This is a genomic window from Pararobbsia silviterrae, assembly GCF_003628125.1.
Classification (GTDB): domain Bacteria; phylum Pseudomonadota; class Gammaproteobacteria; order Burkholderiales; family Burkholderiaceae; genus Pararobbsia; species Pararobbsia silviterrae.
The window spans coordinates 69,015-87,620 of the sequence record NZ_RBZU01000005.1 but is presented as its reverse complement, the minus strand read 5'-3'; the positions used below and the strand labels follow the sequence as shown (position 1 = coordinate 87,620).

The 18,606-nt window shown below is 66.2% G+C and carries 15 protein-coding genes; 3 read left to right on the top strand and 12 right to left on the bottom strand.

All coding sequences use genetic code 11. From position 1 onward, the window contains the following. Nucleotides 1-17 precede the first annotated feature (17 nt). Nucleotides 18-953 carry a patatin-like phospholipase family protein gene (locus D7S86_RS12930; RefSeq protein WP_121087086.1) on the top strand — a complete coding sequence of 312 codons (936 nt, stop codon included), beginning with the start codon at nucleotides 18-20 and terminating at the stop codon, nucleotides 951-953. Here D7S86_RS12930 and D7S86_RS29520 read toward each other — a convergent pair. From D7S86_RS29520 to D7S86_RS12865, 12 genes are all read right to left on the bottom strand, one after another. Next, a complete protein-coding gene (locus D7S86_RS29520; RefSeq protein WP_158601942.1) occupies nucleotides 950-1,099 on the bottom strand; it encodes a hypothetical protein in 150 nt (49 codons plus the stop codon). The genes D7S86_RS12930 and D7S86_RS29520 overlap by 4 nt on opposite strands. Then, entirely contained in the window at nucleotides 1,093-2,214 is a 1,122-nt protein-coding gene (locus tag D7S86_RS12925) for a hypothetical protein (protein WP_158601941.1), read from the bottom strand. Before D7S86_RS12925 ends, D7S86_RS29520 begins: the two co-directional genes overlap by 7 nt. 575 nt (nucleotides 2,215-2,789) lie before the next feature. Beyond that, nucleotides 2,790-3,467: a C40 family peptidase gene (locus tag D7S86_RS12915; protein WP_121087080.1), complete on the bottom strand. Its 678-nt coding sequence runs from the start codon at nucleotides 3,465-3,467 to the stop codon at nucleotides 2,790-2,792. 676 nt (nucleotides 3,468-4,143) lie between these two features. Further along, the gene (locus D7S86_RS12905) at nucleotides 4,144-5,751 is read right to left on the bottom strand and encodes an ABC transporter ATP-binding protein (RefSeq protein ID WP_121087078.1); all 1,608 of its coding nucleotides are present in this window, start codon (nucleotides 5,749-5,751) and stop codon (nucleotides 4,144-4,146) included. Beyond that, a complete protein-coding gene (locus tag D7S86_RS12900) occupies nucleotides 5,748-6,833 on the bottom strand; it encodes an ABC transporter permease (RefSeq protein WP_121087076.1) in 1,086 nt (361 codons plus the stop codon). The genes D7S86_RS12905 and D7S86_RS12900 overlap by 4 nt, the downstream gene beginning before the upstream one ends. A gap of 1 nt (nucleotide 6,834) precedes the next feature. After that, complete coding sequence (locus D7S86_RS12895; protein ID WP_121087074.1) at nucleotides 6,835-7,878, bottom strand: microcin C ABC transporter permease YejB; 1,044 nt, start codon at nucleotides 7,876-7,878, stop codon at nucleotides 6,835-6,837. An 18-nt stretch (nucleotides 7,879-7,896) separates the two neighbouring features. Continuing rightward, entirely contained in the window at nucleotides 7,897-9,756 is a 1,860-nt protein-coding gene (locus D7S86_RS12890; RefSeq protein WP_121087072.1) for an extracellular solute-binding protein, read from the bottom strand. 134 nt (nucleotides 9,757-9,890) lie between these two features. Continuing rightward, nucleotides 9,891-10,808, bottom strand: a complete 918-nt coding sequence (gene epsC, locus D7S86_RS12885; RefSeq protein WP_121087071.1) for a serine O-acetyltransferase EpsC — start codon at nucleotides 10,806-10,808, stop codon at nucleotides 9,891-9,893. Nucleotides 10,809-11,053: 245 nt separating this feature from the next. Beyond that, a complete protein-coding gene (locus D7S86_RS12880) occupies nucleotides 11,054-12,022 on the bottom strand; it encodes a nucleoside hydrolase (protein WP_121087069.1) in 969 nt (322 codons plus the stop codon). Nucleotides 12,023-12,060: 38 nt separating this feature from the next. Then, a complete protein-coding gene (locus D7S86_RS12875; RefSeq protein ID WP_121087067.1) occupies nucleotides 12,061-13,335 on the bottom strand; it encodes a NupC/NupG family nucleoside CNT transporter in 1,275 nt (424 codons plus the stop codon). A gap of 161 nt (nucleotides 13,336-13,496) precedes the next feature. Beyond that, nucleotides 13,497-15,350, bottom strand: a complete 1,854-nt coding sequence (locus tag D7S86_RS12870) for a tannase/feruloyl esterase family alpha/beta hydrolase (protein WP_158601940.1) — start codon at nucleotides 15,348-15,350, stop codon at nucleotides 13,497-13,499. A gap of 193 nt (nucleotides 15,351-15,543) precedes the next feature. Then, nucleotides 15,544-16,677: an OpgC domain-containing protein gene (locus D7S86_RS12865; protein WP_121087063.1), complete on the bottom strand. Its 1,134-nt coding sequence runs from the start codon at nucleotides 16,675-16,677 to the stop codon at nucleotides 15,544-15,546. A 301-nt stretch (nucleotides 16,678-16,978) separates the two neighbouring features. Between D7S86_RS12865 and D7S86_RS12860 the strand changes: the two genes are divergently transcribed. Both D7S86_RS12860 and D7S86_RS12855 read left to right on the top strand, forming a co-directional pair. Beyond that, complete coding sequence (locus tag D7S86_RS12860; protein ID WP_240648121.1) at nucleotides 16,979-18,244, top strand: type II toxin-antitoxin system HipA family toxin; 1,266 nt, start codon at nucleotides 16,979-16,981, stop codon at nucleotides 18,242-18,244. A gap of 13 nt (nucleotides 18,245-18,257) precedes the next feature. Next, complete coding sequence (locus tag D7S86_RS12855; RefSeq protein ID WP_121087059.1) at nucleotides 18,258-18,572, top strand: helix-turn-helix domain-containing protein; 315 nt, start codon at nucleotides 18,258-18,260, stop codon at nucleotides 18,570-18,572. The last annotated feature ends 34 nt before the right edge of the window (nucleotides 18,573-18,606 follow it).

The window sequence follows — 18,606 nt, the reverse complement described above, 5'->3', positions numbered from 1 at the left end:
CCGCGCCGATCATCGGCATGCCGGGCTCGGGCGCACCCGGTACGGGCACCGAGGGCGATGCGGGCCGCGCCGGCCTGCCGCCCGGCACGGCGTCGCAGTCGGCGCCGCCGCTCTCGCCGCCTGCCGCGCAGGTCGCGCCGCATCCGGTCCGGATCGGACTCGCGCTCGGCGGCGGCGCGGCGCGCGGCTTCGCGCACATTGGCGTGATCAAGGCACTCGAAGCACACGGGATCCATGCCGATCTCGTCGCGGGCACGAGCGCCGGGTCCGTGGTCGCGGCGCTCTATGCGTCGGGCATGAACGGGCTGCAAATGAACAAGGCGGCCCTCAAGCTCGACGAGGCGTCGATCAGCGACTGGGCGATGCCGTTCCGTTCGCGCGGCCTGCTCAAGGGCGCCGCGCTGGAAAACTATCTGAACACCACGCTCGGCAGCCGCAAGATCGAGCAAATGCGCATGCCGCTGGGCATCGTCGCGACCGATCTTCAAACGGGCGAACCGATCCTGTTCCAGCGCGGCAATACGGGCCAGGCCGTGCGCGCGTCGTGCAGCGTGCCGTCGATCTTCGAGCCCGTCAAAATCGGCGGGCACGAGTACGTCGACGGCGGCCTCGTGAGCCCGGTGCCCGCGGCGTTCGCGCACAAAATGGGCGCCGACTTCGTGATCGCGGTCGATATCTCGTCGCGTCCCGAGAGCGGCGTCACGTCGAGCTCGTTCGACATGCTCATGCAGACGTTCACGATCATGGGCCAGACGATCAAGGCCTACGAGCTCGACAAATACGCAGACGTCGTCATCCGGCCGAATCTCGCGAAGATGGGCGGCGCGGATTTCGCGGATCGCAACGCCGCGATTCTCGCCGGCGAGGAAGCCGTGCAAGCCGCGTGGCCCGAGATCCAGCGCAAGCTCGCGGCCGCGCGCGTCGCGCCCGTGGATCTGACGAGCGCGCGCTAAGCCGGGGAGACGGGCTTCAGTTTGATCGCCATCGTCTGCGTCCCGCGGCGCACGGTCACATCGGCCGTCGCGGGGTCGTCAAGCCGATCGTAGAGCACCCGGCTTTCGAGCTTGGCGACCGCACCTCGATCGATGTGCGTCAGCACGTCTTCTGCTTGGACGCCGCTACGCGCGAGCCGCCCGTCCGGCGCGACCGCGAGCACACGATAGGATAGCCGTCTTGCGCCCGTACAAGCGCCGCGCCGACCCATGACACCTTGCTATCGACCGGCTTGGCGGGCATGTCGAAACAGAAACGGAAATGACGGAAATCGAGCTCGACGCGATCCATCTTGGATAGCAACCCGAGGCCGACATGCTGAGGGAACGGATCGACCGGCGTCACCTCGAGCTTCGGCATCATGCGTTGGCCGATCGAAACACCGGACAGCAAACCACTCGGTTCGTGACGAATTTGACTCGACGCGTCCGAACTCGAAGCCAGGCCCATGGCACTGAAGCGCCTGCCCGCCCGAAGCCATTCGAACGCTTCGCGGCCAAGCTGGAGGTCGGCCGAATCGCCCGTGTCGATACCGAGCTGCCCGGCTTCTCCGCCGTCGAGCCCCGCATCGATCATGGGCAGACCTGCGTCCGACCCGAATGTCATGAAAACGCACTGCTGCCAGTCATGCGCGGGCGCTTCGTCGCCATACGCACTGAGCGTCCCGCTCACGTAATCGGCTCGCCAGGTCAACGCACGCATGCTCTCGATACCGACAACACCGTCGAACCGGACATCGGTCGCCGAGGCGAACTGTCCGATATCGGCCTGCAATGCGGGTTGGCCGGCCGCGATCCGCCATTTCTGGATCTGCACGCCGGGGAACACGCCGACCTTGAGCACGCGATCCTGACTCGGCATCGAGACGGACATCGCGCCATCCGCGGTCGGCGCGCGAATCACGCCGCGCTTGAGCCAACCCGCTTCGACCTCGGGCGTCAGCGGCCGCGGCGTCAAGCCCCCCTCATGACCCAAGATGGCGAACGCCGCGCCCGTGTCGAGCAGCATCGAATACGAATGGCCATCGTCGGTCGTGGCCTCGGCAATCCAGTGCTTGCCGCGCTCGATCGGAATCGTCAGCAGGGCCGAAGGCCCATTCGGCGCAGGCGCGTCCGCTTGTATGGATGACCTCGTGTCGCACCCTTGCAGCAGCGCGCACGCCATCAGGCTCGTCAGGCTCATCAGGCTCATCAGGCTCGTCACCCAGTGCTTTGCTTTCATCGACGTCACGACTCCGGTTCGTGCGCGCATTCGGCGCCCATGCGCGCGAACGACGAGTCACGGAGTGTAGGTTTCGGTCTATCGATGAATTCAACCGCGCGCGTGGGCCTCGCAACCCGCAAAGCGAGCGCTTCGTGGCCCGCGCGAACGAGCCCAGGGGTCTGGAGTCTGGAGTCTGGAGTCTGGGGTCTGGGGTCTGGAGTCTGGAGTCTGGAGTCTGGAGTCTGGAGTCTGGAGTCTGGAGTCTGGAGTCTGGGGTCTGGGGTCTGGGGTCTGGGTCCGGGGTCCGGGGTCCGGGGTCTGGGGTCCGGGGTCCGGGGTCCGGGGTCCGGGGTCCGGGGTCCGGGGTCTGGGGTCCGAGCCCGAGTCTGCGGGGCGGGCGGCGGGCGGCAGCCAGTGGACCTCGGCGACGCAATGCCAAGGCGTGGCATGTCGTGAGGTATCGTGCCGTGCGGCGCCGTACCATGCAGCAGCTCGACGTCCATGCAAAAAGCCCCTTGCGGCACGGCGGCCGTCAAGGGGCTTTTTGCACGTACGGAACCCGGTCGGAACCGAGATCCGCTGGATCGTTTCGCTTATTCCGCGTCGGGTGTCGCGGTCAGGCGGCTCACGCTCGCCTTCAGATCGTCGCCCGAGAACGTTGTCTCGACACGGCGTGCGCCCGTAAAGCGCTTTTCCCAGTAGCTGTCATCGAGCTCGTCGACACGGATCTTGCTGCCCGTCGACGGCGAATGCACGAATTTGTTGTCGCCGATATAGATGCCGACGTGAGAGAACGTCCGGCGCATCGTATTGAAGAACACGAGATCGCCCGGCTTGAGATCGGTCATCTTGACCTTCTCACCCATTTGGCTCATTTCTTCGGCACGGCGCGGCAAGGTCATGCCGAGCGTATCGCGAAACACATATCGCACGAAACCCGAGCAATCGAGGCCCGAGTCCGGCGAATTGCCGCCCCACTGATAGCGGACGCCGATCATGTTCAGCGCGCCCACGACGACCGAACCGGCCTTCGACGCAACGCCGGACAGGAAGGACTGCGTGTTCTTGGATCCCGGCGCGCCGGTCGTATCGTCTTGCGACACGGCGGCTGCGGCCGGATTGCCGAAGGCATTTGCACTGATCGTGCTGCCAACGGCGGGGACTGTGTTCGCATCGTCCGCGAACGCCGAACTCGAACCGGCGATCATCGCACCTGTGAATGCGATTGCCAGCGCGCGCTCACAAATCTTTCTCGTTGTTCGGTTGGACATCGGTCGGTAAAAGTCGCTCGGCTTGTGGGGCCTCGCCCCACGTTTGCGTAAAGTTTGGGGGATACTAAACAGATAGTATTTGCCTGTCAAAGCAATTAACCGGAAACGATCACCGATTTGGTGCTTCATTTTCGCTAACCCCTTGTGCGACAACGCTTTTGGGTCCTCCCTGGGTATACGCCCAGAAAAATTGACCGCACAACGAATCGCAGATCCCAAACCCCGATTGCAAGCACGCTACGCAACAATCATCGCGTGCCCGGCACCGTCTTGGCGCACAACCGCTGGGTCGATCGCACTTCCAACCCCATGCGCGTGAGCGGGTACTCCTGTCATAACGGCCTCCGGATGCGGGACTTGAGTCATTTGCACCATAAAAAAATCAAAGCGGTATTTTTTACGTATACCGACGCCTTATCCGACGGTGCTCAACTGCGCCGTTAGTGGTCTGGGCTTGGGCTTGGGCTTGGGCTGAGTCGGGCTGAGTCGGGCTGAGTCGGACTGCGTCGGACTGCGTCGGGCTGGGTCAGGCTGGGTCAGGCTGGGTCGGGCTGGGTCGGGCTGGGTCGGGCTGGGTCGGGCTGGGTCGGGCTGGGTCGGGCTGGGCCGAGGCTGAAGCCGGCGCAGGCGTGGCGAACGGCGGCCACGCCTACCAGCCGCCCGCCTTCGGTCGCCTCTACGCAGCGCGTCCGAACGCCGCTTCGAGCAGCCGGCGCGTATACGGATGCTCGGGCGCATCGATCACCCGTTCGGCGTCGCCCTGCTCGACGATCTCCCCGGCACGCATGACCGCAATCCGGTGCGCCATCGCGCGAATCACCTCGAGATCGTGCGTGATGAACACATACGCGAGGTTGTGCTTCGCTTGCAGCTCGGTCAGCAGCCCGAGCACCTGCTGCTGGATCGACACGTCGAGCGCGCTCGTCGGCTCGTCGAGCACCAGCACGCGCGGCTCGACAATAAGCGCGCGCGCAATCGCAATCCGCTGCCGCTGCCCGCCCGAGAATTCGTGCGGATAGCGTTGAAGCACGGTTCGGTCGAGTCCGACCTCGCGCAAGGTCGCCATCACGCGGTCGCGTCGTTCCGTCTGGCTCAAGTCCGGCCGATGCAGCGCCAGCCCCTCGCCGACGATCGACTCGACCGTCTGCCGCGGCGACAGCGAACTATACGGATCCTGGAACACGACCTGCATCCGCGCACGCAAGGCCTTGCGACGCGCGCCACGCCATGCGTCGAGCGGCGCGTCCTCGAAGACGACCTGGCCCTGCGTCGCCGACTGAAGCCCCAGCATCGCCATCGCGAGCGTCGATTTGCCGCTGCCCGATTCACCGACGATGCCGACCGTCTCGCCTTCGCGCAACGCGAGGCTCACGCGCTTGACCGCATCGAAGCGCTCGCGTCCGAACCAGCCCGCGAAACCGGGCCGCGGCGACGTATACGTGACCGTCACGTCCGACGCGGCCAGCACGACCGGTGCGAGCGGCAGCACCGGCACGACCGCACGGCGCGGCCGGCTCTCGATCAACCGTTTCGTGTACGGATGCTCGGGCTGCGCGAAAACCCGCTCGACCTCGCCGACCTCGACGAGCCGGCCGCGCTCCATGACCGCGACGCGATCCGCGAATCGCCGCACGAGATTCAGATCGTGCGTGATCATGAGCACGGCCATGCCGCGCTGCCGCGCGGCTTCACGCTGCAAATCGAGCAACAGATCGAGGATCTGCGCGCGCACCGTGACATCGAGCGCCGTCGTCGGTTCGTCGGCGATCAGCAAGCGCGGCCGGCATGCCAGCGCCATCGCGATCGTCGCGCGCTGGCGCTGCCCGCCCGAAAGCTGGTGCGCATAGTGATCGACACGCCGCTCGGCCGCCTCGATGCCCGTGCGATCGAGCAGCTTGATCGCGCGCAAGCGCGCCTCGGCACGCGACACGTCCTCATGCTGGATCACGGCCTCGGCAATCTGTTCGCCGATCGTGAGCAGCGGATTGAGGGCCGTCATCGGCTCCTGAAACACCATCGCGATATCGGCGCCGCGCACCCCGCGCATCGCACGCTCGGACTTGGCGAGCAGATCCTCACCCGCGAAGCGGATCGCACCCGAAATCTGCGCATCGGCGAGCAAGCGCAGCACCGCGAGCGCCGTCACGCTCTTGCCCGACCCCGACTCGCCGACGAGCGCGACGCGCTCGCCGTTGCGAATCGCGAGATCGAGCGCACTGACCGCGGGCACGCCGTCGAATGCGACGGTGAGCTGCTCGATCGACAGCAAGGTATCGTCGCTCATTGCCCGCCTCCCGCGCGCGCGGACTCGGACACGCGCGTATCGAGCGCGGCGCGCAGCGCGTCGCCGATAAACGTCAGCAGCATCAACGTGACGACGAGCACAAGAAACGTCGACAGCGAAATCCACCACGCGTCGAGATTGGCCTTGCCCTGCGCGAGCAGCTCGCCGAGCGACGCGGTCGAGGTCGGCACGCCGAGCCCGAGAAAATCGAGGCTCGTCAGCGCGAGAATCGCGCCGCTCATGCGGAACGGCAGGAACGTGATCACCGGCGTCAGGCTATTGGGCAGGATATGACGCCACATGATCTGCGCGTTCGAGAGCCCGATCGCGCGCGCGGCCTTCACATAGTCCTGCGCGCGGTTTCGATAGAACTCGGCGCGCACATAGTCGGCGAGCCCCATCCAGCCGAACAGCGACAGCAACACGACGAGCAACAGCAGGCTCGGCTCGAAGACCGACGCGAAGATGATCAGCAAATAGAGCTCGGGCAACGCACCCCAGATCTCGATCAGGCGCTGGGCCGTGATGTCGAGACGACCGCCGAAATACCCCTGGATCGCACCGGCGAGAATGCCCACCGCCGTACCGATGACGGTCAGCACGAGCGCGAACAGCACCGAGATCTGAAAGCCGTAGACGAGCCGCGCGAACACGTCGCGCCCGCGGTCGTCGGTGCCGAGCCAGTTCTCGCGCGACGGCGCGGCCGGATTCGGCGCTTGCGCGAAATAGCTGATCGTGTCGTACGAATGCGGATTCAGCGCATACACCGCGAGATTGCCGTTCGTCGTGATCCGGTCCTTGATAAACGGATCCGAATAGTCGGCGGGTGTCGGAAAGTCGCCGCCGAACGTCGTCTCCGCATACGTATGAAACATCGGGAAGTACCACGTACCCTGATAGCGGACGGCCAGCGGCTTGTCGTTGCACCAGACCACGGCAAGCAGGCTGATGCCGAACCAGACGACAAAGACGATCAGGCTCCAGTAACCGAGCTTGCGCTGCTTGAAGCGGCGCCACGCGCGCTGACGCGGCGTGGACGATGCGAGCGGGGCCTCGGCCCCGACGTCGTACGCGAGGCTCATGTCATGACTCCATGCTTTCGAAGCGAATCCGCGGATCGACCCACACGTAGCAGAGATCCGAGAGCAGCCGCGTCGCCAGACCGATCAACGTGAACAGATAGAGCGTGCCGAGCACGACCGGATAGTCGCGCCGGATCACGGACTCGTACGACAGCTGGCCGAGCCCTTCGAGCGAGAACAGCGTCTCGATGAGCAGGCTCCCCGCGAAGAACGCGCCGATAAACGCGGACGGAAAGCCGACGACGAGCGGCAGCATCGCGTTGCGAAACACATGGCGGAACAGCACGCGACGCTCGGTGAGCCCCTTCGCGCGCGCGGTCAGCACGTACTGGCGCCGGATCTGGTCGAGAAACGCGTGCTTGGTCAGCATCGTGACGACCGCGAAGCTGCCGACCACCGACGCGAGTACAGGCAAGGTGATATGCCAGAGATAATCCGCGATCTTCGCGCCGAGGCTCAACTGGTCGAAGTTGTCCGAAACGAGGTGGCGCAGCGGGAACAGATGCCAGAACGAACCGCCGCCGAACAGCACGAGCAGCGCGACGCCGAGCACGAAACCGGGAATCGCGTACCCGACGAGCACGACGATGCTCGTCACGAGATCGAACGTCGATCCCTCCCAGAGCGCCTTCGCGACGCCGAGCGGCACCGAGATCAGATACGTGATCAAGAAGGTCCAGACGCCGATGCTGATCGACACCGGCAGCCGCGATACGACGAGCGACCAGACGCTCTGATGCCAGAAGTAGCTTTCGCCGAGATCGAACCGTGCGAACTGGCCGAGCATCGACACGTATCGCGTGAGCGGCGGTTTGTCGAAGCCGTATTGCGCGCGCAGCTGCGCGATCTGCTGGGGATCGATGCCCGAGCTGCCGCGATAGGTCATGCCGGCGACGGCGCCCTGCTCGCTCGCCTTGCGCAGATCGTGGACCGCCTGCTCGACGGGACCGCCGGGCACGAACTGGATCACGACGAACGTGACGGTCAGCACGCCGATCAGCGTCGGGATCATCAACAGTAGCCGCTTGAGGATATAGCTGAACATGAGGGCTCCAGAGTCGGCTCAGTGCGACGCGGCGCGTGCGCCCGCGTCGGGTGTCCCGCGCCACCAGGTCGAAATGATCCAGCCGTCGGGCGCGTAGTACAGCGGCAATGTCGCGGGCCGCGCGAGTTCGCGGCGATAGGCGACAAGATAATTCGGCGAGTACCAGTGCGGCACGATGTACCACCCGCTCGTCAACGCGCGGTCGAGCGCATGCGTCGCCGCAAGCAGATCGCCCTGCGTATGCGCCGACGCGACCGCGTCGGCGAGCGCGTCGATCGCGGGCGACTTGATGCCGATCATATTGTCCGAGCCCGGCGTATCGGCCGCCTTGCTGCCCCACCGTTCGATCTGCTCGGAACCCGGCACCTGGACGGCCGGCATCACGAGCGTCGTCATATCGAAGTCGAAGCTGTCGAGCCGCTGCTGATAGAGCGCCGCATCGGTCTTGCGAAACACCAGCGTGATGCCAAGCTTCTGGAGATTGCGCGCGTAAACCGACGACACCTGTTCGAGCAGCGCCGCGCCCGAGTCGAGCATCTCGAAGCGAAACGGCTGCCCCGCCGCATTGCGCAACGCGCCGTCGCGGTACGTCCATCCGGCCTGCGCGAGCAGCGCGCGCGCCTTGCGCAGATTCTCGCGCAGCGAATCAGGCGGCGTCGTCTTGGGCTGCACGATCATCGGGCCGAACGCCGACGCGTCGAGTTCGCCGCGCCACGGTTCGAGCAGCTTGAGCTCGGCCGCGCTCGGCATGCCCTTCGCCTGAAAGTCCGTGTTCATGAAAAAGCTCTCGGTCCGATCGTAGAGCCGATAGAACATCATGCGGTCGGCCCATTCGAAATCGAACGCGAGATTGAGCGCCTCGCGCACGCGGCGATCCTGGAACAACGGCCGCCGCAGATTCATGTAGAACCCCTGGATATTCGCGCCGTTGTGATTCGGGAACGCCTGCTTGATGATGTCGCCGCGCTCGAAGCGCTCGCCCGTATACGACCGGACCCACGAGCGCGCGCGATTTTCGGCGATCGCATCGAATTCGCCGGCCTTGAACGCTTCGAGCCGCGCGACGTCGTCGCCATAGAGCTTGAACACGATGCGGTCGAAGTTGTACATGCCGCGCCGCGTCGGCAGATGCGCGCCCCAGTAGTTCGGATCGCGCTTATAGCTGATATCGCGGCCGGGTTCGAAGCGATCGATCAGGTACGGACCCGAGGCGATCGGCGGCTCGAAGGCGAGCTTGTCGAACGCGATATGCGATCCGTCGGGCCGCTGGCCCCACTTCGGCGAGAACACGGGCAACTCGCCGACGACATACGGAAGGTCCGCGCGCGGCTTCGAGAACGTGAAGCGCACGGTCGACGCATCGACGACCTCGGCCCCCTTGACCTCGGCGAGCGCGACGCGAAACGCGGGATTCGCCTGCTTGCTGAGGAGCATCTCGAACGAATACCGGACATCGGCGGGCGTCACGCGATCGCCGTTCGAAAAGCGCGCGACGGGGTTCAGATGAAAGTCGACCGACAGGCCGTCGGGCGCGAGGCGGATATCGTCGGCGAGCAAGCCATAGGCGCTGTTCGGCTCGTCATTGCTGTTCGTGATCAGCGTCTCGAACATCAGATCGCCGACGTGCGGCGCGGCGATCCCGCGCAGCGTCATCGGATTGAATTTGTCGAAGCTCGAACCGAAATTCGCGAGCGTCAGCGTGCCGCCCTTCGGCGCATCAGGGTTCACGTAGTCGAAATGCGTGAACCCGGCCGCGTACTTCGGCGCGCCGTATTGCGCGATGCCGCTCACGGCGCGGGCCGCGGGCGATCCGAGCGCCGCGCCAAGCGCGCATGCGACGGCCAGCAGCGATGTGAAACAACGCAGGCGTGCGTTCATGGATCCCCGAGGTCGACGGTCCGCATGGATGAGGTCCGGCGATTCTAACCGTCACCCGCGCAATCCAGAAATTCGCGGTTCGACGGACCCGGCTCGCGCGCGACGCCCGTCGGCCGCGCGCGATCGGTTCGACGTCAGTTCGACGTCATCTGCGCCTGCGACACGTTGCTGCCCGGCGGCACGTCGTGCGTGAGCCAGACGTTGCCGCCGATCGTCGAGCCCTTGCCGATCGTGATGCGGCCGAGCACGGTCGCGCCCGCGTAGATCACGACGTCGTCCTCGACGATCGGATGCCGCGGCACGCCCTTGGTCAGCGCGCCGTCGGGTTCGACCGGGAAGCGTTTCGCGCCGAGCGTCACGGCCTGATAGAGACGCACGCCGCGTCCGATGATCGCGGTCTCGCCGATCACGACGCCCGTGCCGTGATCGATGAAGAAGCGGTTGCCGATCGTCGCGGCCGGGTGGATGTCGATGCCCGTCAACGAATGCGCGATGTCCGCGATCAGGCGCGGCAGCAGCGGCACGCCGAGCTGGTAAAGCGCATGCGCGAGCCGGTGATGGATGACGGCGACGCAGCCCGGATAGCAGAGCAGCACTTCGGAGATGCTCGTCGCAGCCGGATCGCCCTGATACGCGGCATAGAGATCGCTCACGAGGACCGCGCGGATCTCGGGCAGCGCGTCGGCGAAGCGCGCGGTCAAGGCATGCGCGTTGTCGGCGAGCGTCGGATCGGCCGCATCGCGTTCGTCGGCCGCAAACAGCAGCGCGCGCCGGATCTGGTCGGCCAATGCGCTCAAGGCGGCCGACAGCGTGTCGCCGACATAGAAGTCGATGTTCGCGTCCTGCAGATCGGGCCGGCCGTAGTGCGTCGGAAACAAGACGGCCGAGAGCATCTCGACGATATGCCGCATGCCCTGGCGCGACGGCAGCTCGCGAATATGTCCGCGGTGGCGGACCTTGTGGGTGACCTCGCGGGATTCGCGCAGGCGCGCGACGACGCTGTGGAGATTGTCGAACAGCGCGGAAGAATCCGGTTCTCGTTGTGTCTGCATAAGTTCGGTCTGGACGGAAACGGAGCGATCCGGCGATCCGGCGTTCCGGCGGCCCGGCGGTCCGCCGGTTCGCGCACTTCGCGCGCGGCGACGACACGCGTATGAACGACCGGCATCAGACGCCCGACCGGACGCCCGCACGCGAACCCGCTCCGCAATCAACATGGACAGCCCGAAGTATCGCCGAATCCGGGCGCGTCGGTCGCGTTGCGCGACGACGGCCCGTTTCGATGCCGCGTTCCGGCCTAGCCGCGCACGATCGTCGCGCGATAGAGATCGAGCACGCCCGGCGCATTGACGTCGATGCAGACCGAGATCGCGGGCCGGCCGTCCCAGGCGGGATTCGGCACCGGCATCGTCGACGGCTTCTGGATCGTCTGGCCGATCGCGAGCCCGTCGGTCAGCACGCGGACCGGGCCGCTGCGCGTCGTATAGAGATCGGGCCGGACGAGATACGCGACGGCCGACGCATCATGCGTGAAGATGCCGTCGAGCCCTTCGCTCGACAGATGGAACGCGTGATAGACGCGCGAGACATCCCAGAGAAACTGTCCGTCGGCCGCGCCGGCATCGCGCAGATCGGCCAGATAGGCCGCGTTCATGATCGTGCGCTCGGTCACGTCGAGCCCGACGATCGCGAGCGGCCACGCGGCGTTGAAGATCTGGTCGGCCGCATGCGGGTCGTTGAAGATGTTCGCCTCGGCCGCGGGCGACACGTTGCCGAGTATCCCGTGAAAACCGAACGCGCCGCCCATGATGACGACCTGCTTGACGAGGCCCGCGATATCGGGCGCCTCGGCAAGCGCGAGCGCGAGATTCGTCATCGGACCGACGGCGAGCAGCGTGACCTCGCCCGGATGCGCGCGCACGGTATCGATGATGAAGCGATGCGCGGGACGCGGATCGAGCGTGCCGCCGAGCTGATCGTCGGCGGGCAAGGCGATGTCGCCGACGCCGTTATGGCCGTGGATGAACGGCAAAGGCCCCGGCGCCTCGCGCACGAGCGGCGCGCCCGCGCCGCGCGCGACCGGCACGTGCGGCGCGAACTTGCCCGTCAGATAGAGCGCGTTGCGCGTCGTCGTCTCGATCGTGCCGTTGCCGAACACGCTCGTGACGCCGAGCAGCTCGATGTCGGGATGACGCACCTGGAACAACAGCGCCATCGCGTCGTCGACACCGGGATCGGTGTCGTAAATGACTTTGTGTTTGCTCATGGCCCACGCGCCGCCGCGCGGCGGCGCATTCGAAAAGATCAGAACGACAGAAACAGACCCGCGATCGTCGCGCTCATGAGATTCGACAGCGTCGCGGCGATCACGACGCGCACGCCGTAGCGCGCGACTTCCGAGCGGCGCTCGGGCGCGACGGCGCTGAACGCGCCCGTGAGCACCGCGATCGACGCGAAGTTCGCGAAGCCGCAGAGCGCGAACGACACGATCGCGATCGTCCGCGGATCGAGGGCGGTCAGCCCCGCCGCCGCGACCGACGCGGCATCCTTGAGGTAGGGCGAGAGTCCGACGTACGCGACGAACTCGTTGAGGATCATCTTCTGCCCGATGAAATTGCCCGCGACGGCCGCGTCCTGCCAGGGCACGCCCATCATGTACGCGAGCGGCGAGAAGATCACGCCGAGAATCGACTGCAGCGTGATGTCGGGATGGCCGAACCAGCCGCCGACGCCGCCGACGATGCCGTTGACGAGTGCGATGAGCCCGATGAACGCGATCAGCATCGCGCCGACCATGACGGCGATCTTGAGCCCGATCGTCGCGCCCGAACCGGCGGCTTCGATGACGTTCGCGGGACGCTTCTCGTCGAACTCGAGCGAACCCTCGACCTCGACCGGCTTCACCTCGCCCGTCGGGCAGACGATCTTCGCGAACAGCAGACCGCCGGGCACGGCCATGAACGAGGCCGCGAGCAGGTATTCCATCTTGACGCCCAGACCCGCATAGCCCGCGAGCACCGAGCCCGCGATCGCGGCCATGCCGCTCGTCATGACCGCGAACAGCTCGGGGCCGCTCATCTGGTAGACGAAGGGCTTGATCAGCGCGGGCAGCTCGTTCTGACCGAGGAAGATCGTCGTGACCGCCGAGAACGATTCGAGCTTGCCGACGCCGATGATCCGCTGAAAGATCGTGCCGAGGATCGAGACGATCCAGCGCATGATCCCGAGGTAATAGAGCACCGAGATCAGCGACGTCACGAAGATGATGATCGGCAGCACGCGCACGGCGAAGATGAAGCCGCCGCCGCCGAACAGCTCGAACATCTTGTTGCCGTTGAGGCCGCCGAACAGGAACGAGACCCCTTCGTTGCCGTAGCTCAGCACGTGATTGATGCCGTTGGCCGCGGCGGCGAGGATCAGCTTGCCGATCGGCACGAACAGCACGAACGCCCCGATCGCGATCTGGCACAGCAGCGCCGAGATCACCACACGCGGACGGATATTGCGCCGGTCCGTCGAGACGAGAAACGCGATGAACAGCAGCAACACCATGCCTAGAAGGCTACGCACGATAATCATTCGACGGCACCCGAGTTCTTGTTGAAATGATGGTGGAACGTTTGCGCGATGCCCCACAATCGCCGCGCACGCGACGCGGATCCTGACCGATCGAAAAGAAAATCGCAATCAGGGCCGCGCCTAGGTGCCGATCGCGCGCGAATCTGCGTGCGGCCGATTTGTTACGGCGGCGTACACACAAAACTCGCCGCGCTGTCGATGTCGCCACGCCCGGTATACCGCGGATAGCTCGGGTATCGGCACAGCGGACGCGAGCGGCCGTGCGTGGCCGCCGCCGTATCGACCGCGACGAGTCCCTCGGGCGCCACGCCGTGGGTCGACCACTCGTCGAGCGCGCGCAAGCCGTCCCAGATCGGAATGAACACGCCGTTGCCGTGCTGGTAGCCGGGCACCATATAGAGCCGCATGAAGCTGTCGACGCGCGACTGCCCGTATCGCTGCGCAAGCGTCTTGTAGAACGCGATGGTCTGGTTCGGACTGATGACCTCGTCGGCAAGGCCCTGCATCGTGATCAGCTTGCCGCCGCGCACGATGTACTCGGAGATGTCGGGGTCCATCGCGCCGACCGTCGCCGACAGATCGACGAGACGCTGCGCATAGCGTCCCGGCGTAAGCGGATTGAAATGAATGCCGGCCGCGTGCGCGTCACGCGTGACGAAGTACTTGAAATAGGCATCGCCTTGCGAAAACAGGTACCCGTTGGCCGCGAACGTCGGCGGATCGCTGAGCACCGGCGAGCCGCCGAGCCCCAGCATGCCCGACATGTCGGTGCCCTCGAGGACGTTGTAGCCGGGATAGGTCTGCACGCCGTGGGCCAGCGCATAGGGCAGCGTCATGCCGTCGCGCAGCGTCGTCAGCGTTTCGATCTGGCTGTCGGTCAGGCACGGCAGCCCCGTGGACGGGCGATGCGCGGGGCCGGCCTGCGACGCGGCGGCCGCCGCGACGGCCTGCGCGGCCGGCGTCGAATCGTTCAGGCTCAGATCGGGCACGGCCGCGGAAGCGACATCGGCCGGCGCTCCGGAGGCCGACGCGGGCGCGGGCGGCGGCGCGGGCACGATCGCGGGCGCGGGACGCGGCACGCTGCCCGCGCGCCCGGCCGCGCTCCCGCCCCCACCCTCGCAGCGCAGCGACGCGATCGTCTGCGCCTCGCGCGCGCGGCAGGCCTCGACATTGCTGATGATGCCGTCGGTCGCGCCGTCGAGCGCGTCGCACTCGGCGAGCACGCGCGCATGCACGAGCTTCTGCTTGTCGGGCGGCAGGAAGCCGTCGGTGCCGAGGTAGATCGAACGCCCGACCATGAGTCCGAACAGCCGCACGCCCGAGAAATTCAAGGCGGGCGCATTCGCGATCACGCCGTCGTAGTCGATCGGGTAGCGCTCGATCGCCGTGTAGCCCTCGCGTCCGCCCGTCGAGCCGCCCGCGTAGTACATCTTTTGCGGATCGCGCCCGTAGACGAAGCGGATCAGCGCGATCGCGACATCGTGCGTCTTCTTGATGTGGCCATAGCCGAAGTTTTCGACGGCTTCGTCGTTGAGCGCGAAATCGGCGCGCGCGGCGTTGCCGACATGACCCGTGTCCGAGCCGAGCGTCACATAGCCGAGACTCAGCGGCGCACGGCCGCTCGCATAGCTGACGGTCCCCGTCGCGCGCTGGACTTCGCCGCTGTAACCGCCCCCGCCCATCTGCAACGCGCGCCCGTTCCATTGCGCGGGCAGGTTCACTTCGAAACGGATATCGGGCGTATCGGTCGCGAGCGCCTTGATCGCACCGGTGATCCGGCAATACGTGCCGTTCGTATTGCCGGGCTCGGACGCCTCGACGATCGATGCCGATTCGACGACCGCACCCTGCGTCGGCAAGCCGATCGCGCCGGGCGGCACGATATGCGTGCGCAGCGCCGTGCAGCGTGCGATCGATGCGGGCGCGCCGGCCGGCTGCGCGGACGGCGCGGCAGACGAGGACGGCGGCACCGGCGCGGGCGCGCGGCATCCCGCCGCGCATGCGGCGGCAGCCACCGCAACGCACGCGCCGCCTTGTGCGACACGATGGGCGACACGACAGGCGACACGATGGGCGACGTCATAGGCGACGCCGGCGACACCCTCTGCGAAGCGCGCGCGAAGACATCGGACGATGGAAGACCAGGCGGGAAAGGCATGCGTCATGCGCGACATCTATACGCGATCGCGCCATCGCGCGCAAACGATCCTATGCGCGCAGCATCCGGCGCACGGCCTGCCGCGCATGCGAGCCGAGGCGCTGGCCGCGCTCGCGCACGGCCATGCGCTGCCAGAGCAGCGCAACGCCGATCACGGCCGCGATCGTCGCGGCATCGCCGGCGCACGCGACGACGAGACCGCGCGCACCGTGAAGCGTGCCGTGCCGCGACACCGCATCGACCGTGACCGAGATCACCGTGCCGGCGACGAAACAGACGAGTCCCGTGCGCCCGACGGTCACGACGCTCGTGCACCGCGCGGCGATCGCGCGAATCCAGCCCGCGCGGACCGCGACCGAGACGAGCCAGGCCATCGCGGCGAAATCGACGATCCGCACGAGCGACAACTGCTGCTTCATGACGCCCGGCAGCGGGTCCTTGAAGACGACGAGCCGCGCGACGGCGAACGCGACGAAGGCGACGAGCGCCACGGCCGTGAGCCATCGCGCCGAACGCGACCGCGCGAATTCGGCGCGCACCGGATAAAGCCGCGCGAGCACGCCGCCGACGAACATCGCCTGCCAGGCGAACGGATTGAAGCCCCAGTCCTGCGTATGCACGACGGGCACGAGAAACGCGAGCCACGGCGCGAGCACCCAGACGAGCACGCTCGTCGCGAGCGCGGTCGAAAACGAACGCTGCGCGAGCGGAACGACGAGCGGCACGCACAAGGCGAACGCGACGTACATCGGCAAGACGCTCGCGAGGTAGGGCTGACGCTTGAACAACACGATGTCGCCGAGCACATCGAACGGCTGGGTCACGAAGTGCCGCCACTCGGTCATATCGAGCATCGCGGGGTTCGGATCGAACAGCGCGAGCATGCCGCCGCAGAGCAGCATCAGCAGCGCCGTGAACAGATAGGCTCGATAGATCTCGGCCGAGCGGCGCGCGAAGCGCCACACCGCCGCCTGCTCGCCGCGATGCGAAGCAACGGCGCAATACGCGGCGGCCGAGGCATAGCCGCCAAGGAAGACGAACACCTCCGCGGAATCGCAGAACGCGTACGTATGGAGCATGAAGCGGGACAGGACACTGCCGGTCACGTGATCGAGCGCGATCACGATCAGCACCAGTCCTCGAAAAAAATCCACGTCGAGCGAACGACCTGCCACTGAGTTCATCACGATGACTCACTGTGCTAGAGGATCTACGAATGACGGCGCAACGCCCCCAAAAATTCCCGGCCCGCGAGCGCGCGCGTGTTGCCGGCCGTTACATCGGACGATCCGTCCGTCATGCCGCGATGACGACACCCGTCACGGCAGCCATAACCGTGCCAGCCTCGCGCCGGAATCGAGCGTAGCGCGTCAAAAATCGGCGCCGCAATGAATCAGAAATATCGGCGTTGGTGCTTCGTATACGAGGCAGGATCGGTGTGTTTGGGCTTGATGTGCTACATTTATGCGGCAAATGGAGCACATCATGGACTGCACGCTGCAGATATTCCTCGACGACCGCTGGATCGATTGCGCCGAGATCGAGCAGGATGGCGCCCTCTTTCATTGGAACTACCCGGTGCACTATGCGATCGAGCATACGCATGCCCCGGTGTCGCTCGTCGAGCCGGTCGATATCGATATCCGCAGCGCGCGAACGCTGCCGGCCTTTCTCTACGATCTCGTCCCTCAGGGCGCGGGCCGCCGCTTCCTGCTCGGCGAACTCAAGCTCGCGGACGGCCCCGATGCGGACTTCGCGCTGATCCGCGCGGGCGCGTTCAATCCGGTCGGACGGCTGCGCGTCGCCGAAGCCGTGCGTTACTTCGACGCTCACGTCACGCGTCATCCCGATGCACGCGGCCTGCCGGGACTGACGATCGACGACATCGTCATGCGCAGCGAAGCCTTCAAGGAGCGCATGTTCCTGCACGGGATGCTCGGCACCGGGACGACGGGCGTTCAGGGCGCCGCGCCGAAATACCTGTTGAGCCGCGATCGCAAAGGCCTGCTGCACGGCGATGCCGTCGTGTCCGATGCCGACGCCACGGCGCACTTCATCGCGAAACTGCCGCGCGGCAGCGGCGCGGCCGACGCGAAAGTCCTGCGCAATGAGGCGCCCTATATGCACGTCGCCGCCGCGCTCGGCATACGCACGCATGCCGACCTGCCGACCCTGCATGGCGATGTGCTGCTCGTACCGCGCTTCGACCGAATCGCGCACGACGGCCGGGTCGAACGTCTTCACCAGGAAAGCATCGCATCGATCCTGCGCTTGTCCGGCTTCGACCAACGCCCGAGCCTGTTCGAGGTCGTGAGCGGCATTCGCGCGATCGCGAGCGACCCGACAGCCGAAACACTCGAGTTCCTCAAACGCGACGTGCTCAATCTGGCCATGCGCAACACGGACAATCACGCGCGCAACACGGCGGTTCAGTCCATCGGCGGCACGGTGCGGCTCACGCCGCTGTTCGACTTCGCGCCGATGTACCTCGACCCCGACCTGATTCCGCGCGCGCTCCGGTGGTACCGGCCCGATACGCAGGTCGAACTCACGGACTGGGCCGACGTGCTCGCGACGCTGCCCGTGCGCGCCGACGAGCGCCGGACGCTCGCCCTCGAATTGAACCGGTTCGCCCGACGGATCGAACGCCTGCCCGATGTCATGAACGAACACGGCGTCGATCGCGACATCATCGAATTTCTGACACAGCCGATCGACACGCAGGTCCGGCAACTCAGCGCCCTGCACTAGCCGGAGCCCCAACATGCCGCGTCGGAACGCCCCCACCCGTGAAGAGCAGAACGCCCTGCGCCGCGCCTTCTATGAAGACCTCGAACGCGGCGACATGACGATTCCGCAAGCCTTGAAAGCCATGCGCAAGATGACCGGCCTGACCCAGGCGGAATTCGCCGCGCATCGCGGCGTGAGCCGCCGCGTCATCCAGGACATCGAACGCGGTACCGGCAATCCCACCGTCGAATCGCTCAACAGCATCGCCAAGCTGTTCGGTCTGCAAGTCGGCTTCGTGCCGATCCGGCGACGCGAACGCGAGGCCCGTTCCCCTGCCGCATCGCCTTGATCTTGTTTGGCACGCGCGCGGCGTCCGTCGCATC